Here is a 25,425-nt window from a genome sequence, read left to right as displayed (position 1 = left end):
CCTTCCGCTCGTCCTCTCGTCACGCCTTGGCGCCCAGGCGCGCCAGCGCCTCGGCGATCGGCAGGACCTCGCGTTCGCCGGTCTTGCGGCGCTTCAGCTCGACCTTGCCTTCGGCCAGCGACTTCGGCCCGGCGATCAGCTGCCACGGCACGCCGATCAGATCGGCGGTGGCGAACTTGGCGCCGGCGCGGGTGTCGGTGTCGTCGTAGAGCACGTCACGCCCGGCGGCGCCGAGCTTGGCGTAGATCTCGGCCGCGGCGGCATCGCAGGTGGCGTCGCCCGGCTTCATGTTGATCAGCACGACGTCGAAGGGCGCCACCGCGTCCGGCCAGACGATGCCGGCATCGTCGTGGCTCGCCTCGATGATGGCGCCGACCAGACGCGACACGCCGACGCCGTAGGAGCCCATGTGGACCGGGCGCTCGACGCCGTCGGGACCGGCCACCTTGGCGCCCATCGGTTCGGAATACTTGGTGCCGAAGTAGAAGATGTGGCCGACCTCGATGCCGCGCGCCGAGACCTGCTTGTCGGCAGGAATGGCGGCGAAGGCGGCTTCGTCGTGCTTCTCTTCGGTCGCGGCGTAGAGGCGGGTCCACTCGTCGACGATCGGCTTCAGATCGCCGCGGAAGTCGGTGTCCTCGGCCGGGATCGGCAGGTCGAGCACGTCCTTGTGGCAGAAGACTTGGCTTTCGCCGGTCGAGGCCAGAATGATGAACTCGTGGCTCATGTCGCCGCCGATCGGGCCGCTGTCCGCCTGCATCGGGATCGCGGTGAGGCCGAGGCGCGAATAGGTGCGCAGGTAGGCGACGAACATGCGGTAGTAGGCTTCGCGCGCCCGATCCTGATCGACGTCGAAGGAATAGGCGTCCTTCATCAGGAACTCGCGGCCGCGCATCACGCCGAAGCGCGGGCGGCGCTCGTCGCGGAACTTCCACTGGATGTTGTAGAGGTTCAGCGGCAGGTCCTTGTAGGACCGCACGTAGGAGCGGAACACGTCGGTGACGACCTCTTCCGCCGTGGGCCCATAGAGCATCTCGCGATCGAGGCGATCGGTGATGCGCAGCATCTCCTGGCCGTAGTCGTCGTAGCGGCCGCTGTCGCGCCAGAGCTGGGCCGACTGGATGGTCGGCATCAGCAGCTCGACGGCGCCGGAGCGGTTCTGCTCCTCGCGGACGATGTCGGCGATCTTGTCGAGGACCCGCAGACCGAGCGGCAGCCAGGTGTAGATGCCGGCCGACTGCTGGCGGATCATGCCGGCACGCAGCATCAGCCGATGGGAGACGATCTCCGCCTCGGCAGGGGTTTCCTTGAGGATGGGCAGGAAGTAACGCGACAGACGCATGGGGATCGGGGCCTCGTCGAAGGCTCGGGAATCGCGGGCGGCGTATCGATCGACCTGCCACGAGAATCCCGGCGAAAAGAAGATCTCGTCGGCCCTTGGTGGACGAGACGCACGAAAAACACAAGGGCGGGCAAGCCCTGTGTATGGTCGCGGGCATTCGGAAATATTCCGACGGCACCGGCATCCCCGCAGCCGTCGACATCGCGCCAGGCCCGTGCCGAAAGCCCCATAACCCGCCGCCGACGACCTATGGCGATATCAAACCCGCTTGCATGCGGACTCGACGGGCCACCTCGCCACCCGATACATCGAGGCTGCTGAAAGACTCATCCGCTTCTTCTCCACGACCATCGCCAAATCGTGGACAAGAAAACTCGACGACAGGTCTCAACGCTCTTCCGCGGTCGGTGGTCGAGCCGTTGAAAGACGAGCCGGAGATGAAGCACCGCATTCCCTGAAATGGTGCCGCGCCTGGGTGAGAGACAGAGAGGCATTGGGACCGCCGCGAACCTCGTCGGCATCGTGGTCGTCCTGCCCGTCATCCTCCCAGCAACATACGGGGCAAATCTCATCGCCGCCCCGTTCGTGCAGTGTCCGGCAACCGCAGCAGGGGCACCGATAAGTCGGTTCCCGAAGGAATGGCTCGACGATGTTGCGAAAGATCATGACCACAGGTTATGCGCCGTCCATCGATCTCGTCAACGCAGTCCGACAACCCGGAACTTCTCCCATCACCTTTTCGAGCGTGTCGAGATCGAGCGCCGCTTCGGCCTTGAAGGCTCCGCGATAGGCGAGATGCTCCTCGGCGAGGTCGTAACAGGTCGCCCCCATCACATCCATCAGCACCGCGTCCATCCCCGCCTCGCGGAAGGCGACGTGGCGCTTCACGAAGAAGTCGGAGCAGCACATGCCGACATAGGCGGTGACGCCCTGTGCCTTCATCGCCGCGAGCGTGTCGGAGAGATGCTCGAAGTCGAGGATGGTCGTGACCTCGAGGCCGCGGTCGCGCGCCATGCGATAGGCGTCGCCGACGGTGCAATGGCCGCAGTCGATGCAGTCGGGCGTCGGCCGCAGCGCGCACCACGCCGGTTTGGCGCAATAGGGTACGAGTACGACGCTCGCCCGATGCAGGGTGTCGCGGGCGTCATTCCCCGGCCCTGCCAGCATCAGCCGGCAGGTCGCGGCGGATCCCAGACCGACGGCTTCGGCGATACGGCCCTTCTCGACTGCGCGGGCGGCGAGGCGGACGAGGTCGGCGGACGTGAAGCCGACGAAGACGTCGTCGTCGCGCAGGGCGGATGCGATCGCCGCGGGCAGATCGGCGACGGTCCGCCCTTCGCCCGCCACGGCGATGCGGGGGCCGAGGTCGACCGGCACCCAGGCGGCGTCGGTCGCCAGCCGCAGGTCATCGATGCGGCCCTCCGTGTCGCGGTCGAGCCGCAGGCGCAGCGTCGCACGGGCGGTGCGCTCGATCGTCTCCCAGCCGTCGCGCGGCACGGCGTCCCAGGGGGCGGTGTCGGGAATCGGCGCCGGGCTCGGATCGGCCGCGGCGAGCGGCGTCGCGCGCTGCCAGCCGGCGGCGGCAAGGCCGAGACCGGCGGCGAAGGCCTGTGTCAGCGCTTCGACGACGACCGCGTCGGCGGGCACGGCGCCGAGCCGATCGGCCAGCGTCGCCACCCGCTCGCGGGCGTGTTCGAGGCCGGTCAGCGTCAGCTTCTCGGTCGGCACCAACAGGGCCGACAGCGCCGAAGCGACGTCGAAGTCGGCGAGCAACGTGGCAAAGAGCACGGCGCGGGTCGTGTCGCCCGCGAGGAAAACCGAGGCGATCTTGGCGCCGCCCGGCACCACGAGGTCGTTGGGCGCCACGAACACCGCCTCGACACCGAGGCGGGCGAGCGCGTCGGCGACGATCGCCCCGCCCTTCGCCAGCCGCTCGGCCGGGTCGGCGCCGAGCAGGCCGGCGTCGCAGGCGAGAAGCGCCACCCATTGGCCGGCGTCGTGCCACAGGGCGCCGCCGCCGGTCGGCCGCCGCGTGACGGCGATGCCGCGCTCGCGACACCAGGAGAGCCGCACCTCGCGGGCGACCGCCTGTTCGCGCCCGACCGACACGGCGGGCTCGGGACGGAAGAGGCGGAGAATCGGTACCGCGGACGAATCGACCGACGCCGCGACTGCGGCGAAGGCGTCGTCTATCCGCGCCGGACGGTCGTCGACCACCAGCCGCGCGTTCAGCCCTGTTTCCCTCGCCCGAACGGTCATTCGCCTGCGGATCTCCTCGTTCGCGGGGACCAGCTTGCGCCCTCTCGGACGGCCGCGTCCATAGCGAGGTTATCCCGTACGACTTTCGTCTATTTGGTTCCGAGAAACATTGAATTTCTCGCACAATATATTGTTTTTACGGTGATATTTCGATTGGCGAAAAATGTGGCAGCACCTGCCTGAAAAGATGACAAACCGATTTAGACCGATTAAGGTCCTCAACATCAAAAGAGGGCGAGCACAGACCGGAACGGCAGCTCGAAGCCCCGAAAGATGAAAACGCGGTCTAAGTCTCGGGAGGATGTCCCCGGGCGCCCGAAGCGGGAAAACCCGCACGGAGCTGCCGGCATCCGTCGCCTTCGGGGGTGACGGGCGCATCAATGGGAAGCACGCGCAACTGCCAATGAAGCAAGGCCCCGCAAGGTGCCTTGCTTTTTTATTTTGGGCTTCGCCCCGCAGCGACGGGCGCGGACGATCCGACCATCCGAAACGCGAGAGCCCCGCCCGGAGGTCCAGACGGGGCTCTCTTCGTTCAAACGGGATCGGCCGATCAGCCGACGATCTCGAGACCCGAGAAGAAGAAGGCGATCTCTTCGGCCGCGGTCTCCGGAGCGTCGGAGCCGTGCACCGAGTTCTCGCCGATCGACAGCGCGAAGTCCTTGCGAATGGTGCCCTCGGCGGCGTTGGCCGGGTTGGTGGCGCCCATGACTTCGCGGTTCTTGAGGACGGCACCCTCGCCTTCCAGGATCTGCGCGACGATCGGGCCCGACGACATGAACTCGGTCAGCTCGCCGAAGAAGGGACGGTCCTTGTGGACGGCGTAGAAGGCTTCGGCCTGACGCTTGGAGAGCCACAGGCGCTTGGAGGCGACGACGCGCAGACCGGCCTCCTCGAAGCGGGCGACGATGGCGCCGGTGAGGTTGCGCTTGGTCGCATCGGGCTTGATCATCGAAAAGGTACGTTCGATCGCCATCTCGGGGCATCCTCTCGTCGGAAATTGGGTTGGAGCGACCGCGGGAACGGCCGTTGGCGGGGCTTCTAGCACCGCGAGCGGCATCCGCCAAGCCGAAGGGCCGGCGAAAGCGCCGTCGCGAGCGCCGCAGGCACGCTTTCGCGCGCGCCGGCGACGCTCCCTGCCCGCTCAGCGATCGCGGAAGTCGCGGAAGCCGACGTCGGGGGCCGAGGTGTTGTGGGTCGAGGGCTGCGGCCGGTCGAAGGAGACCGAGGCGGCCTGGCCGTCCTTGTAGTCGACGACGACGGTCGGGATCGGCGCGGCGCCGGGCGTGGCGCTCACCACCGTCCGGGCGGTATCGGCGTTGCCGGGGGCGACATACATCGAGCGCAGCGCCGCGAAGGGCAGGCTCGAGAGGTCGACGCCGTCGAGCGCCACCTCGACGGCGGCATTGCCCACCGTCAGCTCCTTCAGCGTCACGACCGCCTTGCCGCCGCGGGCGAATTCGAGGGTGAAGGCGAGCTTCGCCGGATCGAAGGCGACGGTCTTGTAGGCGACGAAGGGGCGCGTGCTCTCCTCGACCGGACCGATCAGGAAGGACGAGCCGTAGGTCACCTCGCGCATGCGGAAGGGCGGCAGCGCCTTGAGGCGCCAGTAGCCGTCCTGCGGGTAGAAGACGAGGAACTCGATCGGTCCGGCCGGCGTCTTGCGCCACAGCTGGACGAGATGGAGGAAGTTCTGCTTCAGCTTGCCGATCGTCACCGGCACCACGGTCGGGCGCCAGAAGTCGGGATAGACGACGCCCTTGAGGATGTACTCGTCGTCCTCCCACAGCGTCGCGGTCGGCGGCGTGTAGTGCGAAGCGCCGTCCGCCCCGCCGGAATGGCCGAAGTTGCAGCCCGAGAAGTCGGGCGCGCGGATGTCGCGCACGATGGTGTCGACGTAAGGAGGGGTCTTCGCCTCGACCACGAAGGAGGCGACCTTGGGCGAGGTCAGCGTGTAGTAGACGTTGTCCTCCTCGGCGCACTTGGTCACGTAGGACTTGTTGTGCAGGTCGACCGAGATCGGCTCACCGGCAGAGGCCGGGGCGGCGAGCGCGAGGCCGGCGAGAAGTCCGGCGAGCGCGCCGATGCGGATGAGGGTCATGTGTCGGGTCTCCTCGGGGCCCGCCGGGGAAGGTTCGACGGGCTGCCTCGCCATCGCCGCGGAGCGGCGTTCGATCGGTGGTAGCCTCGCCACGCCCCGGCGGCAAGAGGCGGCGAAACGCGCCCCGACCGCGATCGGGGCTTGACGCCGGCACCCGAACGACCACATCGGGGAAGCTCGTCACCCTGGGGGAAGGCAGAGACATGACCGACGACGTTCCCGGTTCGCAGGACAAACCCGCGAAGCCCTCGCTTCTCGCCCGCGTCCTGCGTCTGCCGACGCTGGTGTTCGTCGCGATCTACTTCCTGATCGACGACGTCGTGCTGGCGGCGTTCCGGCCGATCGTCGCGTGGGCGGCCGGGCTGGAGATCACCCGGCGCTTCGCGATCTTCCTCGATCGACTGCCGCCCTATCCGACGCTCGGGCTGTTCCTCGTGCCCTTCGTGGTGCTCGAACCCTTCAAGTTCGGCGGCCTTTGGCTGATGGCGACCGGGCGGTTCCAGAGCGGCCTGATCATGCTGGCGATCGCCCACATCGCTTCGATCGTACTGGTCGAGCGGCTGTTCCACGCCACCCGCGACAAGCTGCTGACGATCCCGTGGTTCGCGGTCGCCTACGGCTGGGTGATGAAACTCTACGACTGGTCGCTCGGCCGGCTGCGCCGCACCGAGGCCTGGCAGCGGGCCGCGGCGATGCTCGCCGCCGCCCGCGCCCGGATCGCCGTATTCGTCCGCGCCGTGCGGGCGAGCCCGCTCGCCGAAAGGGTCCGGGCGATCGTCGCCGACCTGCGCCTGCGCCTCACCCACTGGAAGATCCGCCTCGGCCGTCGCTGAGGCGCCCTCCCCTCCGCTCTCAGCCGCCGACCGCCTTCGCCGCATCCGCGAGCGCACCCGGCAGGGCGGCGGCGAGCAGGTCGAGGTCGGCGTCGTTGCCGGCGGAGATGCGGATGCAGCGGTCCATCGGCGGCGTCCAGGGCTTACGCACGAAGAGATCGCGCTCGATCAGCCCGTCGAGCACCGCCTTGGCGAAGTCGACGTCGCGACCGCAGTCGACCGTCACGAAATTGGTCGCCGAGGGCAGCGCGACGAGGCCGTTCTCGGCGGCGATTTGGGCGATCCGCGCCTTGGAGCGGTTCACCCGTTCGATCACGGAAGCCAGCCATTCGTGATCGGCGAGAGCTGCGAGCGCACCGGCCTGGGCGACGATCGACACGCCGAAGTGGTTGCGGATCTTGTCGAAGGCGCGCGTCACCTCCGGCGCGCCGATACCATAGGCGATCCGCATGCCGGCCAGCCCGTGGGCCTTGGAGAAGGTACGGAAGCGCAGCACGCGCGGATCGTCGGGATCGACTTTCGGCAACACGCCTTCGGGGGCGAACTCGCCATAGGCCTCGTCGAGGATCATCAGGCTGTCCGCGGGCAGACGGGCGATCGCCGCCTCGACGTCGCCGGCCGACCACCACGAGGCCATCGGGTTGTCGGGATTGGCGAAATAGAGAAGCGGTGCGGCCTCGCGGATCGTCGCCTCGACCAGCCCCTCGAGGTTCTCGCGATCGTCGACGTAAGGCACCCGCACGAAGCGGCCGCCGTGGCCGGCGACGTGATAGTCGAAGGTCGGGTAGCCGCCGAAGGAGGTCACGACCGGCGTGTCCTTCTCGACGAAGAGGCGCACCACGAGACCCAGCAGGCCGTCGATGCCCTCGCCGACGACGATGTTGTCGGGCCGCACGCCGTGATGGGCGGCGAGCGCCGCCTTCATCTCGAAGAGCTCGGGATCGCCGTAGAGCCAGCTCGTCGGTCCGGCCGCCGCCATCGCCGCGAGTGCCTTGGGAGACGGGCCGAAGACGCTCTCGTTGGCGCCGATGCGAGCAAGGAAGGGCCGGCCGCGGCGGCGTTCGATCGTCTCGGCACCGACGAAGGGCACCGTGGAGGGGAGCGAGGCCATCAGCGGGGTGAAACGGGGGGGCATGGGCGGTCCTGGGGCGTTTGCGCGGTTCGTCGTCTCATCTACCGAGACGGCGGGGGGGATGTCGAGCGTTTGCGACGCGGGGGTGCCGTGCCCTGCCCTCGCCGACCTCGTACAACGGGTTGCCGCCTGCCCTGCGGCGAATTGCCTTGATCCCGACACGAACTTCGTGCATTGACGGGTCCAGCGACGCCGCGGCCGTCCACAGGGATGCATCGCGGAGGTTCGACAGAAGCGTGAAGAACGCCCGCGCGCGGCCCCGAAGGCCCGAAACATGCGCGGCTGGCGTTCTCTCTCGAGCCGCTCGATCGCTTTTCCCCGACAGCCCCCATCTCACGCGGGGATCGTCATTCGATCCCGTCACGCGAGCCCGCCGACATCGGCCGGCTCCGGGGACTGTTGCATACGAAGGCTCACCACTTGACCCAATTCACCGATTTCGGCCTCGCCGCCCCCATCCTCCAGGCGCTGGCCAAGGCCGAATACACGACGCCCACGCCGATCCAGGCGCAGGCGATTCCCCATCTCATGGAAGGCCGCGACCTGCTCGGCATCGCCCAGACGGGCACCGGCAAGACCGCCGCCTTCGCGCTGCCGCTGATCCATCGGCTGATGGCCGATCATCGCCGCCCCGGCCCGCATTCGGCCCGTTCGCTGATCCTGGCGCCCACCCGTGAGCTCGCCTCGCAGATCGCCGAGAGCTTCCGCACCTATGCCGGCACCGCGCCGCTCACCGTCGAGGTCGTCTTCGGCGGCGTCTCGATCGGCAAGCAGGAACGCGCCATCTTCCGCGGCGTCGACGTCCTCGTCGCCACTCCCGGCCGTCTGCTCGACCTCGTCGATCGCGGCTCGTGCCGCCTCGACCGCGTCGAATACCTCGTCCTCGACGAGGCCGACCAGATGCTCGACCTCGGCTTCGTCCACGCGCTGAAGCGCATCGCCAAGCTGGTGCCGGCCAAGCGTCAGACGCTGCTGTTCTCGGCCACCATGCCGAAGCAGATCGCGAGCCTCGCCGAAGGCTGGCTCAAGGAGCCGGTCAAGGTCTCGGTCGCGCCGGTCGCCACGACCGCCGAGCGCGTCGAGCAGTCGGTCTACTTCTGCGACGTCAAGTCGAAGCAGGCGCTGCTCGAGCACCTCCTGGTGCAGCCGAACTTCGACCGCGTCATCGTCTTCACCCGCACCAAGCACGGTGCCGACCGCGTGGTGAAGCACCTCGATCGCGCCGGCATCGTCGCCGCCGCCATCCACGGCAACAAGAGCCAGCCGCAGCGCGAGCGGGCGCTGGCCGCCTTCCGTGACGGCGAGATCGGCGTGCTGGTCGCCACCGACATCGCGGCGCGCGGCATCGACATCGACGGCGTCTCCCACGTCGTCAACTTCGACCTGCCGAACATCCCGGAGAGCTACGTCCACCGCATCGGCCGCACCGCGCGCGCCGGCGCCGAGGGCTCGGCCGTCTCCTTCTGCGCGCCCGACGAACGCGCCTATCTGACCTCGATCGAGCGTCTGATCCGCGCACCGGTGCCGAAGCTGCACCTGCCGACCGGCATCAAGGAGCGCGGCATCCAACTCGCGGCCGAGAACCGCCGCGAGGACGACGAGATCCTGCAGCCGCGTCGCGAGCATCACCACGCCGGCCGTCCGCGCGACGGTCGTCGCGGCGGCGCCCCCCATGCGGGTGGCGGCGAGCGTGATCGCAACGGTCCGGCCAAGGCGGCCCGTCCGCAGGGCGGCCGCGGCCCGCGTGCCGAGACCGCGCCGCGCGACGGCGCCCGTACCGAACAGCGCACCGGCAATCGCCCGCGCGTCGACGGTCCGGCCGATCTCGCCCGTCGGGTCGAGGCCGCGGCACCCCAGGCCCCGCGCGGCGACGCCCGTCGCGGCCCGGCCAAGCCCGCCCACGGCGACAAGCCGCGCGACGGTGCCCGCCCCGACAATCGCAAGGCCGAGGGCGGTCGTCGCTTCGACGCAAACGCCGATCGTCCGCGCGGCCGCAGCGGTCGCCCGCCGCGTCGCGACGCCTGATCGGCAGCGCCAGAAACACGAAAGGCCCCGGAGCGATCCGGGGCCTTTTCATTTGCTTGTCGTCGCCCGCCTCAGCGGCCCGAGACGAAGGGCACCGAGACCGGCATCCTGAAGAGCGTCGCCGTAGGTTCGGGCCCCCAGCGGTGGCCGGAGGGGGTCGGCGTGGCGCTCATCGGATCGCGGCGGGGACGGGCGAACATCAGGCACCAGTAGACGTCGCCGCGCTTCCTCGGGTTCTCGACCGAGGCGATGCCCATCCGCGTCATGTCGGCGTCCTTGAGGCCGCGATCGTGCGGCGGCGACTTCTTCCAGCCGGCGATGGTCTGCTCGATGGTGCGATAACCCTGACCGAGGTTTTCACCCGCGGTCTCATAGGCATAACCGCCGCTCTTCAAGCGCTTTTCGAGCCCGCCCCACGGCTCCAGCTCGTGCGTCATGCGGCCCGCCTCGGCGAGGTGGCCGGCATATTCGCGCGCCAGACGCGTCAGTTCGCCGTCGAGCGCCAGCGGCGCGACGCCGTTGGCGGCGCGGTATTCGTTGATCAGGCGCATCGCCTTCTGCGGGTCGACCGGCACGTAGCCGACGTCGTCGATCTCCTCGACGTGGACGGGGCCGCGGGCGCAGGCGGCGAGCGGCAGGGCCGCGAGACCGACGACGAAGGCGCGACGCGCCGGATCGGCGAGGGTCCTGGACGGGGGCAGCATGGGGAATCGTCTCCGGGGCATCATCCGAGCCCGCCTGCCATACGCGCGCGGCGAGACGATGGCCAGACGGGCGACCGCATGGCGGAAACACGATGCCGCGAGCGGGCGGGATCGCCCGGACCCATGCCGAGACGACGCTGCCCGATCCTCGGCCTTCCGTTCGGCTTCACCCTGAGGTGCCCGACCGAAGGGAGGGCCTCGAAGGGCGAAGCCACGACGGGCCGTGCCACTCGGCCCTTCGCCCTTCGAGGCCCGGCCGATGGCCGGGCACCTCAGGATGAAGGGCCTCTGCTTCGCGCCCGACGGCTCGAGGTCACCCGTCCCTCACTCGAAGAGGTCGTCGCTGCGGCCGGGGAAGATGCGGAAGGTCTTGTTCTTGGTGAACTCGACGACCTTCAGCTTGGAGAGGCGCCGCAGGCCGCGCGACAGGGTCTCGGGCGTGGTGCCGATCAGCGCGGCGATGTCGCGCTTCATCAGCGGCGTCTTCACCTCGATCATCGCGTCGTCGGCGTCCGAGCTCTCGGCCAGCGTCAGCAACGTGTGATAGAGGCGCTGCGGCACGTCGAGGGTCGAGAGATGGAAGATGTGATCCTCGTAGGTGGTCGCCTGTTCGGCGGCGAGCCGCATCAGCTCGAGCAGCAGTTCCTCGTTCTCGTGCAGCGCGGTCTGGAAGCGCTCGGCCGGGATGGTGATCAGCTCCGACGGGCCGACCGACTGACAGCTCGAGCGGTGGATGCGGCCGCCGAGCAGGTCCTGCCAGTCGAGCAGGCCACCGACCTGATGGGTGCCAAACATCGCCACCCGGCCACATTCGTCGATGCGCTCGAGAACCAACGTGCCGCTCAGCGCCAGATGGACGGTCGCCACCGGCGTCCCCTGATGGAAGACGTAGGAGCGCGCCCGGAAGCGGGTCGTCGCCGCGCATTCCTGCGGGAAGAGGCGGTGGACGATCTCGAGCAGGGTTTCGGAGCTGCCGGCCGGAGCCGCGGTCTTCAGCGATCGCGTTTCAACCATCGTGTGGGTCTCTCGAGCGGGATGACGTTGGCCGCGCGTTCGGCGACCACGGGGAGGTAGATCTCAAGCGTGCTGCCGCTCGAGGAATCGACGCGCGACTGGATCCAGCCGCGGGCGCCGTCGACCACCAGTCGGACGATGGCGAGCGAGAGTTCCTCGCCGCGCTCGTCGCCGACCCGGCTGGTCTGGAAGCGGAGAACCTTCGACAGGGTGCGCGGTGCCTGGGTGGTGCGGTCGTCGCGGATGGCGATGCGCAGATGATGACGTCCCTTGGTCTCGCAGACCTCGGTCGAGAGCCCGACCACGCCGGGCTCGGTGCCGACCGTCTCGGCGAGATAGCCGATCAGGTTGGCGATCATCTGGTCGACCGCCTCCGGATCGCTCGCGACCCGCGCCTCGAGCCCGTCGAAACGGGTCTCGACCAGGATGCCGGCGGGCGACTTCGGCCCGTGTTCGGCGAAGGCGGCGGCGAGGCGGGCGACGACGTCGACCGGCTGGATCGGGCGATCGGGATCGAGCGCCAGTTCGAGCTGTTCGGCCAGCCGCTGGATGCGCAGCGCCACCTCGTGCGCCTCGCGGGCGGCGCGCCAGGTCTCGGTGCCGCTCGGCGTCTCGCGCAGGATCTTCTCGGTGTTGCGACGCAGCGGCTCCCAGAGATGGGAGAGTTCGCTGCCGAGGCCGGAGGCGAGACGGCTGGTCGCCTGGGTCAGGTGCAGCCGGTCGAGCTCGTCCTGCAGGTGGCGGCGCTCCATCTCGGCCTGTTTGGCGGCGGTGACGTCGAGGGCGACGCCGTCCCACAGCCGGCCGTTGCCGGTCTCGACCGCCGAGGCGAGGATGCGCACCCAGGCCGGCGGGCGGCCTTCGGCCCGGCGAATGCGGCATTCGAAGTCGAGCGAGCCGCCGCCCATGCGGCGCAGCAGATGCAGCAGCACCAGCCGGTCTTCCGGCGCGATGCAGGCACGCAGCACCTTGCCGACGCTGCGGTCGAGGACGTCGCCGTCCTTCAAGCCGACGAGTTCGTGCAGCTTGCGCGACACCGCGACGACGCGGGCCGGGCCACCCTCGACCTGGGCGACGCGGAAGACGATGCCGGGCAGGCTGTCGAGCGTCGTGCGCAGGCGATCGGCGGTCTCGGTGCCGCGGCGCGCCTCGAGCAGGTCGCCCTGGATCAGTCGATCGCGCAGGGCGGCGACGTCGCGGGCGAGGCCGGCGATCTCGTCCTGACCGCGCGCGTCGGCGAGCGGCACGAGGCGCTTGCCGTCGGCGAGCTGGCGCAGCGCCGTGCCGAGCCGGTGCATCGGCGGGATGACGCTCCAGCCGAGGACGACGATCAGGCCGAGCGACAGCGCGACGATGCCGAGGATGCCACCGCCCATCGCCACCCCGTGGCGACGCGCCGCACGGGCGATCTCCTCGGTCTGCCGCTCGATCTCGCCGACCAGTTTCTTCTCGACCGCCCACATGCGTTGCAGGCGCAGGCCGGAGGTGTCCGACCAGTCGCCCGCCGAAGGCCGATCGGCCGGAGCCTCCTCGAAGCCGCGGCGCATGTGCTCGAGCATCGGCGAGACGGTCGCGGCGGCGGCGAAGAGATCGTTGATGCGGCCGTCCGACAGCATGACGAAGGTGCGGGTGAGCGTCTCCTGCTCGGTCGCCAGCTGTGCGACGAACTTCGGGTCGTGCGACAGGACGTTGATCTTGACGCCGGCGAGCAGCGAGGTTCCGAGCATCCGCTCGGCGCCGGCGCGCTCGCGCGCCTTGGTCATAAAGACCCAGGAACTCACCTGACGGGCGACCGCCGAGGGGTCGAGGCGGCGGGTCGCCGCCGGGACGATCTCCATCAGGTCGGCGACGATGGTCTCGTAGTACTCGATGGTGGAATAGACGTCGTAGCTGCCGGTCTGGGCGTCGGAACGCGAACGCGGCAGCAGGGCGAGCGAGGCGGCGGCGTTGTCGAGCGCGTCGAGCACGGCGCGGTCGGCGACCTCGGCGCGGATCCGCGTCGAGGCGTCGACGAAGCGGGCGATCGCCACGTCGGTCTTGGCCAGCTGGTCGTTGAGCACGGCGCGCTCGCGACGCGGCGAGCCGACGATCATCACCGCCTGATTGCCCTCCTCCTGCAGCTCGTAGACCAGATCGCCGATGCGGGCGTCGATCTCGACCACGGTCGCCAGCAGATCGGCGGCGCGGAACTCCTCGACCGAGCGCGTGACGAAGATCGAGGTGAGACCGAGCACGACGATCAACGGGATCACGCCGATCAGCATCAGCCGCCAGCGCAGCGGCAGGAAGTCGAGGCGGATGCGCGATCCGAAGGGGCGCGCGCCGTCACGCGCCGAACGGTCGCCGAACTCGGCGTCCTGCCGGCCGACGTGGTCGTAGACCCAGGCGCGGACGAAGGCGACGATGCGGCCCATCTGTTCGGCGTCGCGCAGGTCGAGCGGATGCGACACCAGCCAGGAGCGCGAGGTGATGAACTCGGAATGCCGCCGATCGAGATCGGTGCAGCCGGTGGCACGCAGGACGTGGGTCTCGGATTCGAAGTGGCGATCGAAGGCCGCGAGCAGGCTGCGCAGCAGGCGCGCGACGGTGCGGCGCTGCCCACGGGCATGGGCAGTCTCGATCTTGTCGAGAAGGTCGAGCAGATCGGCGTGATCCCGCTCGATCGTTCCCATCATGGTCCTCGTCGCGGACGACGGCATGGCACCTTCACGGATCGCCTGCGACCCGCCCGCCGCCTTCGGGTGGGCGACATTCGACGGGGCGTCATGCTCCGCTTCTAGGCGCGCGGAAGCCGGCGGCCGTGACGCATGTCAAGTCTAAGGAACCATACGCTGTGTCGAAACAACGCAGCGGAAGGGGCGGCCGACCGACCGTTTCAGCGGCCTTCCGACGATTCCCGCAGCAGCTCGACCACGATCATCGGGCCGGTCCGGGTCGTGAGCACCGTCTCGCGCGTACCGTAGCCGGTGACGACGGCCGGGTCGTCGAACCCGCCCCGTCGGGCGACGAAGGCGTCGAGATCGGCGACGTGGAGATAGTCGACCACCCGGCCGACCAGCGCCGCCGCGACCGCTTCGCCGTGGACGGCGGCGATGTGGGTGTGCGTCGCGAGAATCTTGTGGCTGCGGCCGGCGCCGAGGCCGACACAGCCGGGATCGCCGGTCTCGACGATGTCGAAGCCCATGGCGCGCGCCTCGGCGACCGCCTCGTCGATCGTCTCCATGACCAACAACGGCGTCGTCCGGAGCAGGCCCGCTCGCGTGCTCGGCGCCGTTGCGACGAGGCTTCCCGCCTCGACGTCCAGCGCGGCGGCAATGGCGAGAAGGGTCTCGGCACGCGCCGAATGGCCCGATTCGAGGCGTTGGACGGTGCGCAGGCCGACGCCGGCGGCGTCGGCGAGATGTTCCTGGGTCCAGGCCTTCTTCAGGCGGCGTTCGCGCAAGGGGACGGCGGATCGGGTCATGGGTGCCTCCGGCTTTCCCGATCGATAGCGCGACGCCGCCCCGCGCGGAACGTCGCGAGGCCGCCACCGCACCGCCCTCCCCGCTCACGGCAACGGACAGGCGGCGGCCGGCATCGCGAGCTTCGGATCGATCGAAAGCCGGCGATCGGTCAGGCTGCCGAGGAAGGCGGCGATCTCGGCGCGGTCGGTCTCGGAGAGCGTCGGCACGAGGCCGGGCGCGTCGTGGAGGCGGATGGCCTGAGAGAGCGTCGTCGCCCGGCCGTCGTGCCAGTACGGCCCGGTCATCGCGACGTTGCGCAGCGGCGTGGTGCGGAAGGCGAAGCGATCGGCGGGCTTGCCCGTCGTCTCGAAGAGACCCTCGTCGTACTCGCCCTCGACATGCCCACGCACGACGTGGAAGGCGTCGTCGGTGAAGTAGGGCGGGGCGTGGCAGGTGGCGCAGCCGCGCTCGACGAAGAGCGCCCGGCCGCCTTCGGCCGCCGCGTCGGCGAGCCGCGTGCCGGCCTTCGCCGCGCGGTCCCAGTCGCTGTCCTCGGCGACCATCGTCCGCTCGAAGGCGGCAATCGCCGACGTCACCTGCGTCATCGTCGGCTTGGCCGCATAGTCGGCGAAGGACGCCGCGAACAGGCGGGCATAGCAGGGATCGCGGGCGAGGCGCCCCATCACCTCGTCCTCGATGCCGCCGATGGCCATCTCGATCGGCGCGGAGCCGGTCAGCGGATCGAGCGCCTGACGCTCGAGGCCGCCGGGGAGATCCTTCGCCCAGGTCAGGTTGCGGAAGCGGCCGACATTGGCGAGGCCCGGCACGTTGCGCCGGCCGAGATGGCCGAGCGCGCCAGGATGGGTGCGGTTGCCGTCGGCGAAGCCGTGCTTCTGCTCGTGGCAGGTGGCGCACGACATGGTGCCGTTGACCGACAGGTCCGCCTCGTAGAAGAGCCGCCGACCGAGTTCGATCCGCGTCGCCTCGTCGGCGTGGGCCGCGCCCACCGTGAGGAATGCCGCCGCCGCGACGGCCGCGATGCCGCTTCGCATAATCGCCTCCCCCTCAGCGCTTCTCGACGACGATGACGCCGCCGGTCGCCGCGTCGCTCGCCGAGAGCATCAGGACATGCGAACCGGCCGGCAGGTCGTAGTCGACGATCTTGCCGATGCCGGAACAGGCAGGTCCGCCGCCGTGGCCGACGGAGGCGGCCGGCTTGCCGTCGACCACCACCTCGATCCAGCCGCGCATGCCGATCGCCACCCGCCACACACCGGCATGGGGGATCGTCAGACGGAAGAGACCGCCGCGGCTGACCGAGCCGCCCGGGGTTGCCGGACGCGGCTCGAAGGTGACGGTCGAGGCGGGCTTCAGCTCGACGTCGACGGCCTTCTCGACCGGCACGATCGCGCCGGCGAGGCCGGCCGCATCGGTGGCGGCGGCGACCTTCACCGTTCGCGCCGTCCAGGAGGCGAATTCCGGCGGGATCGGCTGGGCCTCCTCCGGGCATTTCGGCTGGCGCTGCGCGGTCGGTGCCGGCAGCGGCTCCTCGGCGAGGACGGGAACGGAGACGGCGGCGACGCCGGCGAGGGCGAGCGTGGCGAGAAACAGCGTGCGCATGGGTTTCGCCTCAGGGGTTGGCGTGAGCGGGACGAAGGGTCGCGACCCAGTCGACGATCGCGTCCGGATCGGGGGTGAGCGGCGTCCAGTCGTCGCCGACGAAGGCGATCCAGCCTTCGAGGTGGTTGCGGTCGACGGCGACGACGGTGGCGATGCCGGCGTCGATCGCCTCGGCGAGCGGCACGCGGATGCCGCGGCCGGCCAGTTCCTCCTTGGCGAAACGGCCGCAGAGGAGCACGTCGGGCGCGGTCTCGATCGCCGCGGCGAGGCGCATGGTCAGCGAGGCGATGCCGTTCGGATCGAGGCAGCAGGCGTCGGAGCCGGGACCGAGGTCCTGCGAGATCGGGATCTCCTCGCCGGTCAGGATGTCGTCGAGCCACATCGAGGGCCGGCCGTTGCCGTGCGGGGCACCGAGGCGCGGCACCACGCCGGCGACGCGCAGATCGCCGCGGGCACGGAGGCGGTCGCGGGCGCCGGCGAAGGCGGCTTCGATCGGATCGCCCTTGTCGTGGACGATCACGGCGAGCGGGATGGAGGTCATCGTCTTCCCCTTTCGCGGTCGAGGCGGCGGATTTCGGCATCGGCGCGCACGACGACGCGGCGGCCGCAGGCCGTCGTCTCGAGCCGAACGTCGGTGCGGTAGAGCGCGGCGAGGCGCTCGGTGGTGAGGATGTCGTCGACCGGGCCGACCGCCAGACGGCGGTCGTGACCGAGGACGGCGACGCGATCGGCGAATTCGAAGGCCTGTTCGGGCTCGTGGGTCGAGACGATCAGGGCGCGGCCGTCGGCGGCGGCGACGCGGATGCGGTCGACCAGCGCCCAGCGATTGCCGAGATCGAGGCTGGCGGTCGGCTCGTCCATGACGACGACCGGCGTGTCCTGCGCGAGCGCGCGGGCGATCAGCATCAGCTGCCGCTGGCCGCCGGAGATGCGGTCGACACGGCGGCCGGCGAGATCGGCGAGGCCGAGCGCCTCGAGCGCTTCGGACGTGGCGCGGCGATCCTCGCGGCCGGGCACGGCGAAGAGGCCGAGCCGGCCGGTGCGCCCCATCAGCACGACGTCGAAGACGGTGTGGCCGGGATCGCCGAGGAAGGCCTGCGGCACGTGGGCGACGGCACGGGCGATCGCGGACGCCGATGCGGCGGCGACGTCGAGCCCATCGACCAGGACGCGGCCGGCGAGCGGCGGGATCAGGCCGAGGACGGTGCGCAGCAGCGTCGTCTTGCCGATGCCGTTCGGCCCCATCAGACAGACGATGCCGCCGGGCTCCAACGTGAAGGAGACGTCGTGGGCGAGCACCGTCGCCGGGTCGTGGCCGATCGCCACGCCGTCGAGAACGAGAACCGGGGCGGGGGTGGGCTTCGCCGTCATGACCGCCTCCACGAGGCGATGCCGGCGCGCCGCGTCATCAGCCAGACGAAGAGGCCGCCGCCGATCAGCGCCGTCAGGATGCCGATCGGCACCTCGATGCGGGCGACGGTGCGGGCGACCGTGTCGACCACCACCATGAAGGCGGCGCCGAGCAGGATCGACACCGGCAGCAGGCGATCGAATCGCGTGCCGACGAAGAGCCGCGCCATGTGCGGTACCATCAGCCCGACCCAGCCGACGACGCCGGAGATCGCCACGACGCTCGCCGTGATCAGCGTCGCCGCAGCGATCACCACGAAGCGGACACGGCGGACGTCGATGCCGAGCGAACGGGCGTCGTCGTCGCCGAGCGCCATGACGCCGATGCGCCAGCGCAGCAGGAACAGCGGCACCAGACCGAGGATCACCGTCGGCGCCACGACGAGGATGTCCTCGCGGCGGACGCCGGCGAGGCTGCCGAGCAGCCAATAGGTGATGAGCGGCAGCTGGCCGTAGGGGTCGGCGAGGATCTTGGCGAGCGAGATCGCCGCCGAGGCGAGCGCGCCGACGACGATGCCGGCGAGCACCAGAACCAGGATGTCGCCGTGGTGGCGCAGCACGCGGGCGAGGATCGCCACCAGCACGACCGCCACCGCCCCGCCGACGAAGCCGAGGAGCTCGACGAGGGCCACCGGCAAGCCGAAGAGCAGGCCGATCACCGCGCCGAGGCCGGCGCCCGAGGAGACGCCGAGAATGTCGGGCGACACCAGCGGGTTGCGGAAGAGGCTCTGATAGGCCGCCCCCGCCGCCGACAGCGCCGCGCCGACCAGCACGGCGGCGGCGATGCGCGGCAAGCGGACGTCGAAGAGCACGGCATTGGCGGTCGGATCGCCGGGGCTACCGGCGAAGCGGTCGACGATCGTGGCGACGACGGTCGCCGGCGTCAGCGGATAGGGTCCGATACAGGCGGCGGCGACGATCAGCGCCACCAGGAGGCCGGTCAGAGCGGCGACGATCACCGAGATGCGTTCCGGCTCGTCCACGTCATTTCTCCAGGCCGGAGAGGAGACCGTCGAGCATCGCCGCGTCCGGTTCGACCCCGTAGAAGAGGCGATGGAAGCGGGCGACCTCGGCGCGCAGCGGCGTCGCCGGCCGGCCGGGGTAGAGCACGTGCGTCAGGATCGGCAGGCCGACCAGCCTGTTGACGGAAGGGGGAAAGTCGACCGAGCCGAAGGGCCGGTTGGGCGCGAGGAAGACGCGGCGGCGGGCGACCGCCGGCACCGCGCGCCATTCCGGTCGGGTCAGGACCGCGTCGCGCACCGGCGGATCGATGGTGACGATCGTGTCGGGCGCCCAGACCAGCACCTGTTCGGGCGAGACGTGGACGAGGCCACCGGCCTCGCGCACGCCGACGGCGACGTTGATGCCGCCGACCCGTTCGAGGATCTCGGTGTTGATCGAGCCGCGCGAACCGGTCTCGAACCCGTCGTTGCCGCGGGCGAGATAGAGCCGCGGACGCTCGGCCTGCGGCACTTGCGTCAACACGCGGTCGACGTCGGCGAGGATGCGCTCGGCCTCGGCGGCGAGCATCTCGCCGCGGTCGGGCGCGCCGAGGATGGTGCCGAGCAGGCGCAGCGAGGCGGCCGTCGCGGCGAAGCGGCCCTCGATCAGCAGATAGGGAATGCCGGTCTGGGCCTGGATGCGGTCGGCGATCGAGCGATAGGTCGGATCGGTCGAGCCGAAGTCGACGATCACGTCGGGGCGCTCGGCCATCAGCCGTTCGGTGTTGACGGTGTCGCCACGGCCGGTCAGCCGCCCGGTCTCGGGCAGATCGCGTGCCTCGGGGCGGATGAACGGCCTGTCCTCGTCGCGCAGCGCCCGCGGCCAGCCGATCAGCGTCTTCGGCGCGACGACATAGACGGCGATCGCGGCCGGCGGGCCGGCGGCGAAGACGCGGGTGATGGTGTCGGGAACGCTCACCCGCCGCCCGGCGGAATCGACGACGTCGCGGGCCACGGCCGGCAGGCCCGTCGCCAGCGAAAGCACCGCAGCGAGCGCGAGGCGGCGGAAGGCGCGGGCGACGGTCATACGTCGCCCACCTGGAAGTCGCCGGGCTTCGGCGGCGCCATCGGCATGAAGTCCGAACGATCGGGCTTGATGTCGATCAGCGGCGTGCCGTCGAGACAGTCGATGCCGCGGACGAACAGCACCGGCCCTTCGCGCCGCTCGAGGCGGACGATCGAGGTGCCGATCGGATTGGGGCGCAGCGGCGAGCGGATCGAGAAGGTGCCGCGGGTGACACCGTCGTCGCGCGGGCTCTGGGTCAGGATGTCCCGGCGCGAGCGATGGAGCCAGTAGAAGATCTCCAGCATCTGCCCTTCGGCGATGTCCTGCAGCGCCGGCACCCAAGTCTCGAACACCTCGATGCGGCAGAGCGGCCCGTCGAGACGGCCGTGGCGCGGGCATTCGGACGTGTCGGTCCACGGCGTCCGGATCCGTCCGACGAAGACGAGGGCGGCATCGTTCGCGCCGTTCCATTCGGCGACCGTCTCGCCACGCCTGATGTCCTTCACGTCCATTGCTTCGACCTCTCGTCGATCCCGCGGGAAGGGCGCGGAGGCGCCGACCGCGATCGGGTACTCCGATTCAATTATTGATCTGCATTACATGACGCAAGCCGGTTCGCACCCGATGCGATCGCACTCTCGCATGCGACGACGGCGTATCGGGTGACGGATGTCTTGCCATCCATCGTAGTTCTCAGCTTCGAGCACGGCTCTTCGCCACGATTTCGTCGCGAATGAGCGACAGATCGATCACACATAAATGTCATTCACTTTCATATTGTCCGTATTCACAGATACCATTCAATCCGATGTCACGCATACATTCTCAAGACCGGCTGCATGTCGAAATTTTATAATGAATAATTTGGCATCGATCGTCGTAATATACCGATTAATTCTACACAATTATTCAGGTATATGTCGACCGTTGCACTTCGCGACAGATTTTCGACACGTGCAGCAAAACGTCACGCATCCCCGGCGACGGACTGGCGTTGATGACCTGTTTATGTAAACTGATTGCATAGCGATCGTCGCGTCACGGTGGGAACGGGGGTTCCGGACCGGCGGCGCGTCGGGCCTCGGGGAGGTGCGGAAAGCACCGTTCGAGGCGCGGGGGCCGGTCGCAGACTTGTCGGCAACTCGAATGGCCGTACGGGGTGTTCGTCCCGCACGACCGATCCCCGGGGGGACAGATGAAACTACGATCGACGCGTTCCGCACTTCTGGCCGGCATCGCCGCCTTCCTGCCGGCGGGCATGGCCGTGGCCGGCGAGAGCGACGTCTACGACCTCGGCCAGATCCACGTCACCGCCGACAAGGAGCGCTGGTCGATCTTCGATCGCTTCGGCGGCACCGTCGTCACCGACGAGCAGACCCAGCTCCACGCCAAGGAGACGCTCGATCGCGCCGTCGATCTGGCGCCCGGCGTCGTCTCCAACAACTCGGGCGGCACCCGCAACGAGCAGCTGATCTTCGTCCACGGCTTCGACCGCTTCCAGGTTCCGCTGTCGATCGACGGCGTGCGCGTCTACCTGCCGGCCGACAACCGGCTCGACTTCGGCCGCTTCCTCACCGGCGACATCGCCGAGATCCAGATCGCCAAGGGCTATGCCTCGGTGCTCGACGGCCCCGGCGCCATGGGCGGCGCGATCAACCTCGTCACCCGCAAGCCGACCAAGGCCTACGAGGGCGAGATGCGCGTCGGTACCGAATTCGGCAACGACGGCACGTATGACGGGGTCAAGACCTACCTGCGCGCCGGCACCAAGCAGGAAGCCTACTGGGCGCAGATCTCCGGCACGTTCAACCGTATGGCCGGCTGGGAGCTGCCGCAGAGCTTCACCCCGACGGCTTACGAGAACGGCGGTCGGCGTGACCATTCCGACACGCGCGACTGGAACGTCAACGCCAAGGTCGGCTTCACGCCCAACGCCACGGACGAATATTCCATCGCCTACACCAAGCAGGAGGGCGAGAAGAACGCGCCCTACAACACGCTCGTCAGCACCAACCGCTACTGGTCCTGGCCGGAGTGGAACGTCCAGAACCTCGCCTTCAATTCGACGACGGCGATCGGCGACAAGTCCTACGTCAAGACCCGGCTGTTCTACACCACCTTCGACAACACGCTCGACAGCTGGGGCGACGCAGCGCAGACCCGGCACACCAATGCCGGCTACGTCTTCACCTCCTACTATCGCGACTGGTCGGCGGGCGGTTCGGTCGAGGCCGGGACCGAACTCTTCGGTCGCGACACGCTGAAGGGTGCGCTCCACTATCGCCGCGACAATCACACCGAGTGGAACGCCAACTACACCAATGCGTCGGGCACGTCGGCGGGGTGCACCGTCAACGTCGTGTGCTTCACCGAGCCGAAGCAGACGACGGTCGAGGACACCTGGTCGCTGGCGCTGGAGAACACCTATCGGCTGACGCCGTCGGTCGACCTCGTGCAGGGCATCTCCTACGATTGGCGCAAGTTGTGGCAGTCCGAGGACTTCACCTCGGGCGCCTATGTCCACTACCCGCTGCGCGACAAGACCGCCTTCAACTGGCAGATGGCGGCGATCTGGCGCTATGCCGAAGACGCCAAGCTCTACGCCAACGTCTCGGATCGCACCCGCTTCCCGACCCTGTTCGAGCGCTTCTCGTCGCGCTTCGGTGGCGCGGTCTCCAATCCGGGGCTCGAGCCGGAACGGGCGATCAACTACAAGCTCGGCTGGACCAAGGCCTATGCGCCGAAGAGCCAGGTGTCGATCGAGGCCTACTACGCCTCGGTGCAGGACATGATCCAGTCGGTGCCGATCGTCTATTCGGGCTCGTCGGTGACGCAGTTCCAGAACGTCGGCGACGGCTGGTATGCCGGCGTCGACCTGGCGGTCGACCACGCGCTGCGCAGCGACCTGATCGTCGGCGGCAACGTCTCGCTGATCGAGCGCAAGGTGACGGCGCCCTACATCCCCGGCTTCCAGGCGACCGACGTGCCGGAGCTGAAGGGTCTCGTCTACGCCAGTTGGAATCCGATCACCGACGTGACGCTGACGCCCAACGTCGAGTTCGCCTCGGCGCGCTGGACGTCGCGGACGGTGGGCACCACGACGACCTATCTGCGCAGCGGCGGATACGGGCTCGCCAACTTCTCGGCCGAGTACCGCATCCACTCCAACCTGACGCTGGCCGCCGGCGCCCGCAACATCTTCGACCAGTACTACATGCCCTCGGACGGCTTCCCCGCCCGCGGCCGCTCGTTCTTCGCCTCGCTCAAGGCGACGTTCTGACCCCCCCGGACCGGTGCGCTTCCCGGTTCCTGGAGCGGACGGCGGTGGAGGTGGCTTCCTCCACCGCCGTTCCATTCGTCGCGGCGACCGCGACGTGCGAAGCACCTGACGGACACATCGCATGGACATGACACCCTGGGCGCTCTTCCTGACGGCCGGTCCCGTCGGCAGGGGCGTGATGATCGTTCTCCTCGCCGCCTCGGTGTGGAGCTGGGCGCTGATCGGCGAGGCGGTCCTCGCCCACCGCCGGCTGGCGCGTGCGGTGCGCGCGGCACGGCACGGCGGGGCGCTCGCCCCTGCCCTCGCCGAGATCGCCGAGGCCGGACGCGCGGCGGTCGATCGCTTGCCGGCCGACGCCGACGAGGAACGCCGCCGCTTCGCGTTCGAAGACACGACGACGCGGGCGGCGAAGGATCTGCTGCTCGAGGCCGAACGCGGCCTCGCCGATCTCGCGGTGATCTCGTCGACCGCTCCCTTCGTCGGCCTCTTCGGCACGGTCTGGGGCATCATGGCGGCCTTCGGCAGCCTCGGTCAGGCGCAGGACACCTCGATCGCCGCCGTCGCCCCCGGCATCGCCGAAGCCCTGGCCGCGACCGCCTGGGGCCTCGCCGCCGCCATCCCCGCCTCGGTCGGCTTCAACCGGCTCGGCGCCGCCTTCGCCCGTCTCGCCGCCGGTCTCGACGGCTGGATCGGCGAGGTCGCGGCCGGCGCGACGGACGTTCGGGAGCGAGCCCCATGAGACACGCGCGGCTCACGCGGCCGAGCGTCGCCGAGCGGGCGCGGGCCGACATCAACGTGACGCCGCTGGTCGACGTCATGCTGGTGCTGCTGATCGTCTTCATGGTGACGGCACCGATGCTCGCCGCCGGCTTCCGCGTCGACCTGCCGCGCGCCCGCGCCGGCACGCCGCTGGGCACGACCCGCGCCGTCGTCGTGGTGCTCGGTGCCGACGGACGCATCACCGTCGACGGCGAGGAGGCGACGCCCGAGACCGCCGTCGAGGCCGTCGAGACGCATCTGGGCGACGAGCGCGACCGACCGATCCGGCTGCGCGTCGACGGCGGGGCGCCGTACCGACTGGTCGTCGGACTGCTCGACGGGCTCGCCACGCGCGGGCTCGACAAGGTCGGGCTGGTGACGCGCGTCGCGCACGAGCCGCCGGGCACGGCCGCCGCGGCGACCGCCGCGAGCCCGGTGCCGTGAGCCCCCTGCCCGCCCAGCGCCCGGACGGCGCGCATCGACGGCGGCGCATCGCCTTCGTCGCGGTGGCGACGGCGGGGCATCTGGCGGCGATGGCGGCGCTCTCCGCCCTGCCGCCGCACCCCGGCGTGCCGGCGGGAGTGGGCGGTCACGTGATCACCGCGGAAGCGATCGTCGAGGAGGCCGCCGCCGCGCCGGGACCTGTGGCCGCGGCGCCAACGCCGACGCCGCCGGCCGAGGCCGCGCCGAAGGAGCACGAGACGGCCGAACCATCACCCCCGACGCCGGAACCGCAAACCCCGCCGCCCGAACCCGAGTCGGTCGAGGCGACCGAGCCCGCACCGAAGAAGCCGATCGAGATCAAACAGCCGAAGCCGGAACCCCGTCGCCCGATCGAGCCACGGTCGCACAAGCCGAAGAAGCCGCGCGAGGCGGCCGCCGTCGCCCGCCCGCCGCGGACCGAGCGCACCGACGCCCCGGCGAGCGAGGTCGCGACCGGTTCGGCCGGCACCGCCACGGGCAAGGCGGCGAGCGGACGCGGGCGCACCGAAGCGGCGGCTGCACCGTCCGGATCGGTCATCGCGGCCTATGCGGCGCTGGTGGCGGCCGAGATCGAGCGGCACAAGTACTATCCGTCGGCGGCGCGCGAGGCGGGGCTCTCCGGCACGGTCTCGGTCGCCTTCACCATCGGGCCGAGCGGCACGGTGGTCTCCCACGCGGTGACGCGCTCGTCGGGGGCGCCGGCGCTCGATGCCGTGGTGCCGTCGATGATGGCGGCGACCCGGGTGCCGCCGCCGCCCGGCGGCCGGTTCCGCGGCACGATCGCGGTGCGATTCTCGGTGGGGCGGTGAGGCGCGACGCCGGCCATCGGACGGATGCCATGCGACCATGCGGCCTCCCGCGGAGGCCTTCACCCTGAGGTGCCCGGCTCTGCCGGGCCTCGAAGGGCGAAGGGCCGAGAGGCACGGCCCGTCGTGGCTTCGTGTTTCGAGGCCCGACTTCGTCGGGCACCTCAACATGAAGCCGAACAATGGGTAGCGTCAGGATTGCCCGACTGC

23 protein-coding genes are annotated in these 25,425 nt (G+C 69.9%); 6 read left to right on the top strand and 17 right to left on the bottom strand.

Annotated features, from left to right (window positions below):
* Nucleotides 1-19: 19 nt before the first annotated feature.
* The 5 genes from proS to ACT53U_RS00165 form a co-directional block, all read right to left on the bottom strand.
* Nucleotides 20-1,342, bottom strand: coding sequence for a proline--tRNA ligase (gene proS, locus ACT53U_RS00185; protein WP_476151755.1), 1,323 nt, complete (start codon nucleotides 1,340-1,342; stop codon nucleotides 20-22).
* A 387-nt stretch (nucleotides 1,343-1,729) separates the two neighbouring features.
* The gene (locus tag ACT53U_RS00180) at nucleotides 1,730-2,008 is read right to left on the bottom strand and encodes a CPCC family cysteine-rich protein (RefSeq protein WP_476151753.1); all 279 of its coding nucleotides are present in this window, start codon (nucleotides 2,006-2,008) and stop codon (nucleotides 1,730-1,732) included.
* 9 nt (nucleotides 2,009-2,017) lie between these two features.
* Nucleotides 2,018-3,601, bottom strand: a complete 1,584-nt coding sequence (locus tag ACT53U_RS00175; protein ID WP_476151752.1) for a lipoate--protein ligase family protein — start codon at nucleotides 3,599-3,601, stop codon at nucleotides 2,018-2,020.
* A gap of 550 nt (nucleotides 3,602-4,151) precedes the next feature.
* Nucleotides 4,152-4,574 carry a nucleoside-diphosphate kinase gene (ndk, locus tag ACT53U_RS00170; protein ID WP_476151750.1) on the bottom strand — a complete coding sequence of 141 codons (423 nt, stop codon included), beginning with the start codon at nucleotides 4,572-4,574 and terminating at the stop codon, nucleotides 4,152-4,154.
* 168 nt (nucleotides 4,575-4,742) lie between these two features.
* Nucleotides 4,743-5,699 (bottom strand): hypothetical protein, encoded by a 957-nt coding sequence (locus tag ACT53U_RS00165; protein WP_476151748.1) that lies wholly within the window; start codon nucleotides 5,697-5,699, stop codon nucleotides 4,743-4,745.
* Nucleotides 5,700-5,902: 203 nt separating this feature from the next.
* Here ACT53U_RS00165 and ACT53U_RS00160 point away from each other — a divergent pair, with 203 nt between their 5' ends.
* Nucleotides 5,903-6,532, top strand: coding sequence for a hypothetical protein (locus tag ACT53U_RS00160; RefSeq protein WP_476151746.1), 630 nt, complete (start codon nucleotides 5,903-5,905; stop codon nucleotides 6,530-6,532).
* A 19-nt stretch (nucleotides 6,533-6,551) separates the two neighbouring features.
* On the opposite strand, the gene ACT53U_RS00155 is transcribed toward ACT53U_RS00160, so the two are convergent.
* A complete protein-coding gene (locus ACT53U_RS00155) occupies nucleotides 6,552-7,667 on the bottom strand; it encodes a pyridoxal phosphate-dependent aminotransferase (protein WP_476151744.1) in 1,116 nt (371 codons plus the stop codon).
* 417 nt (nucleotides 7,668-8,084) lie between these two features.
* Between ACT53U_RS00155 and ACT53U_RS00150 the strand changes: the two genes are divergently transcribed.
* A complete protein-coding gene (locus ACT53U_RS00150) occupies nucleotides 8,085-9,689 on the top strand; it encodes a DEAD/DEAH box helicase (protein ID WP_476151742.1) in 1,605 nt (534 codons plus the stop codon).
* Between the two features lie 71 nt (nucleotides 9,690-9,760).
* On the opposite strand, the gene ACT53U_RS00145 is transcribed toward ACT53U_RS00150, so the two are convergent.
* The 11 genes from ACT53U_RS00145 to tsaA all read right to left on the bottom strand — a co-directional run bounded on the left by ACT53U_RS00145 (nucleotide 9,761) and on the right by tsaA (nucleotide 20,393).
* Nucleotides 9,761-10,393, bottom strand: a complete 633-nt coding sequence (locus ACT53U_RS00145; protein WP_476151741.1) for a CAP domain-containing protein — start codon at nucleotides 10,391-10,393, stop codon at nucleotides 9,761-9,763.
* 324 nt (nucleotides 10,394-10,717) lie between these two features.
* Entirely contained in the window at nucleotides 10,718-11,407 is a 690-nt protein-coding gene (locus ACT53U_RS00140) for a Crp/Fnr family transcriptional regulator (RefSeq protein WP_476151739.1), read from the bottom strand.
* Nucleotides 11,386-14,082, bottom strand: a complete 2,697-nt coding sequence (locus ACT53U_RS00135; protein WP_476151737.1) for a nitrate- and nitrite sensing domain-containing protein — start codon at nucleotides 14,080-14,082, stop codon at nucleotides 11,386-11,388. Before ACT53U_RS00135 ends, ACT53U_RS00140 begins: the two co-directional genes overlap by 22 nt.
* A 200-nt stretch (nucleotides 14,083-14,282) precedes the next feature.
* Nucleotides 14,283-14,870 (bottom strand): helix-turn-helix domain-containing protein, encoded by a 588-nt coding sequence (locus tag ACT53U_RS00130; protein WP_476151736.1) that lies wholly within the window; start codon nucleotides 14,868-14,870, stop codon nucleotides 14,283-14,285.
* An 84-nt stretch (nucleotides 14,871-14,954) separates the two neighbouring features.
* Nucleotides 14,955-15,902, bottom strand: a complete 948-nt coding sequence (locus tag ACT53U_RS00125) for a cytochrome-c peroxidase (RefSeq protein WP_476151734.1) — start codon at nucleotides 15,900-15,902, stop codon at nucleotides 14,955-14,957.
* 13 nt (nucleotides 15,903-15,915) lie between these two features.
* Entirely contained in the window at nucleotides 15,916-16,470 is a 555-nt protein-coding gene (locus ACT53U_RS00120; RefSeq protein ID WP_476151733.1) for a hypothetical protein, read from the bottom strand.
* A gap of 10 nt (nucleotides 16,471-16,480) precedes the next feature.
* Nucleotides 16,481-17,011 (bottom strand): DUF2478 domain-containing protein, encoded by a 531-nt coding sequence (locus ACT53U_RS00115; protein WP_476151731.1) that lies wholly within the window; start codon nucleotides 17,009-17,011, stop codon nucleotides 16,481-16,483.
* The gene (locus ACT53U_RS00110) at nucleotides 17,008-17,841 is read right to left on the bottom strand and encodes an ABC transporter ATP-binding protein (RefSeq protein ID WP_476151729.1); all 834 of its coding nucleotides are present in this window, start codon (nucleotides 17,839-17,841) and stop codon (nucleotides 17,008-17,010) included. Before ACT53U_RS00110 ends, ACT53U_RS00115 begins: the two co-directional genes overlap by 4 nt.
* Nucleotides 17,838-18,863 carry a FecCD family ABC transporter permease gene (locus ACT53U_RS00105; RefSeq protein WP_476151728.1) on the bottom strand — a complete coding sequence of 342 codons (1,026 nt, stop codon included), beginning with the start codon at nucleotides 18,861-18,863 and terminating at the stop codon, nucleotides 17,838-17,840. The genes ACT53U_RS00110 and ACT53U_RS00105 overlap by 4 nt, the downstream gene beginning before the upstream one ends.
* Nucleotide 18,864: 1 nt before the next feature.
* Nucleotides 18,865-19,908: an iron ABC transporter substrate-binding protein gene (locus ACT53U_RS00100; RefSeq protein ID WP_476151726.1), complete on the bottom strand. Its 1,044-nt coding sequence runs from the start codon at nucleotides 19,906-19,908 to the stop codon at nucleotides 18,865-18,867.
* Entirely contained in the window at nucleotides 19,905-20,393 is a 489-nt protein-coding gene (gene tsaA / locus ACT53U_RS00095) for a tRNA (N6-threonylcarbamoyladenosine(37)-N6)-methyltransferase TrmO (protein ID WP_476151725.1), read from the bottom strand. Before tsaA ends, ACT53U_RS00100 begins: the two co-directional genes overlap by 4 nt.
* A gap of 689 nt (nucleotides 20,394-21,082) precedes the next feature.
* On the opposite strand from tsaA, the gene ACT53U_RS00090 reads away from it, so the two are divergent.
* The 4 genes from ACT53U_RS00090 to ACT53U_RS00075 all read left to right on the top strand — a co-directional run bounded on the left by ACT53U_RS00090 (nucleotide 21,083) and on the right by ACT53U_RS00075 (nucleotide 25,218).
* Complete coding sequence (locus ACT53U_RS00090; RefSeq protein ID WP_476151723.1) at nucleotides 21,083-23,167, top strand: TonB-dependent receptor plug domain-containing protein; 2,085 nt, start codon at nucleotides 21,083-21,085, stop codon at nucleotides 23,165-23,167.
* A gap of 121 nt (nucleotides 23,168-23,288) precedes the next feature.
* A complete protein-coding gene (locus ACT53U_RS00085; protein ID WP_476151722.1) occupies nucleotides 23,289-23,906 on the top strand; it encodes a MotA/TolQ/ExbB proton channel family protein in 618 nt (205 codons plus the stop codon).
* Complete coding sequence (locus tag ACT53U_RS00080; RefSeq protein WP_476151720.1) at nucleotides 23,903-24,370, top strand: ExbD/TolR family protein; 468 nt, start codon at nucleotides 23,903-23,905, stop codon at nucleotides 24,368-24,370. Before ACT53U_RS00085 ends, ACT53U_RS00080 begins: the two co-directional genes overlap by 4 nt.
* Nucleotides 24,367-25,218, top strand: a complete 852-nt coding sequence (locus tag ACT53U_RS00075) for an energy transducer TonB (protein WP_476151719.1) — start codon at nucleotides 24,367-24,369, stop codon at nucleotides 25,216-25,218. Before ACT53U_RS00080 ends, ACT53U_RS00075 begins: the two co-directional genes overlap by 4 nt.
* The last annotated feature ends 207 nt before the right edge of the window (nucleotides 25,219-25,425 follow it).

It is taken from the genome of Pinisolibacter sp. DMC19, assembly GCF_056313985.1.
The sequence above is the reverse complement of the archived record's forward strand: the minus strand, read 5'-3'. Positions and strand labels throughout refer to the sequence as shown.

What these genes read in the sequence shown, in the direction of transcription:
- ACT53U_RS00175 (WP_476151752.1), bottom strand. Translation starts at nt 3,601, where the DNA reads ATGACCGTTCGGGCGAGGGAAACAGGGCTGAACGCGCGGCTGGTGGTC.
- ACT53U_RS00090 (WP_476151723.1), top strand. Translation starts at nt 21,083, where the DNA reads ATGAAACTACGATCGACGCGTTCCGCACTTCTGGCCGGCATCGCCGCC.
- ACT53U_RS00135 (WP_476151737.1), bottom strand. Translation starts at nt 14,082, where the DNA reads ATGATGGGAACGATCGAGCGGGATCACGCCGATCTGCTCGACCTTCTC.
- ACT53U_RS00085 (WP_476151722.1), top strand. Translation starts at nt 23,289, where the DNA reads ATGGACATGACACCCTGGGCGCTCTTCCTGACGGCCGGTCCCGTCGGC.
- ACT53U_RS00145 (WP_476151741.1), bottom strand. Translation starts at nt 10,393, where the DNA reads ATGCTGCCCCCGTCCAGGACCCTCGCCGATCCGGCGCGTCGCGCCTTC.
- ACT53U_RS00110 (WP_476151729.1), bottom strand. Translation starts at nt 17,841, where the DNA reads ATGACGGCGAAGCCCACCCCCGCCCCGGTTCTCGTTCTCGACGGCGTG.
- ACT53U_RS00160 (WP_476151746.1), top strand. Translation starts at nt 5,903, where the DNA reads ATGACCGACGACGTTCCCGGTTCGCAGGACAAACCCGCGAAGCCCTCG.
- ACT53U_RS00120 (WP_476151733.1), bottom strand. Translation starts at nt 16,470, where the DNA reads ATGCGCACGCTGTTTCTCGCCACGCTCGCCCTCGCCGGCGTCGCCGCC.
- ACT53U_RS00130 (WP_476151736.1), bottom strand. Translation starts at nt 14,870, where the DNA reads ATGACCCGATCCGCCGTCCCCTTGCGCGAACGCCGCCTGAAGAAGGCC.
- ACT53U_RS00180 (WP_476151753.1), bottom strand. Translation starts at nt 2,008, where the DNA reads ATGATCTTTCGCAACATCGTCGAGCCATTCCTTCGGGAACCGACTTAT.
- ACT53U_RS00165 (WP_476151748.1), bottom strand. Translation starts at nt 5,699, where the DNA reads ATGACCCTCATCCGCATCGGCGCGCTCGCCGGACTTCTCGCCGGCCTC.
- ACT53U_RS00140 (WP_476151739.1), bottom strand. Translation starts at nt 11,407, where the DNA reads ATGGTTGAAACGCGATCGCTGAAGACCGCGGCTCCGGCCGGCAGCTCC.
- ACT53U_RS00115 (WP_476151731.1), bottom strand. Translation starts at nt 17,011, where the DNA reads ATGACCTCCATCCCGCTCGCCGTGATCGTCCACGACAAGGGCGATCCG.
- ndk (WP_476151750.1), bottom strand. Translation starts at nt 4,574, where the DNA reads ATGGCGATCGAACGTACCTTTTCGATGATCAAGCCCGATGCGACCAAG.
- ACT53U_RS00155 (WP_476151744.1), bottom strand. Translation starts at nt 7,667, where the DNA reads ATGCCCCCCCGTTTCACCCCGCTGATGGCCTCGCTCCCCTCCACGGTG.
- ACT53U_RS00080 (WP_476151720.1), top strand. Translation starts at nt 23,903, where the DNA reads ATGAGACACGCGCGGCTCACGCGGCCGAGCGTCGCCGAGCGGGCGCGG.
- proS (WP_476151755.1), bottom strand. Translation starts at nt 1,342, where the DNA reads ATGCGTCTGTCGCGTTACTTCCTGCCCATCCTCAAGGAAACCCCTGCC.
- ACT53U_RS00125 (WP_476151734.1), bottom strand. Translation starts at nt 15,902, where the DNA reads ATGCGAAGCGGCATCGCGGCCGTCGCGGCGGCGGCATTCCTCACGGTG.
- ACT53U_RS00100 (WP_476151726.1), bottom strand. Translation starts at nt 19,908, where the DNA reads ATGACCGTCGCCCGCGCCTTCCGCCGCCTCGCGCTCGCTGCGGTGCTT.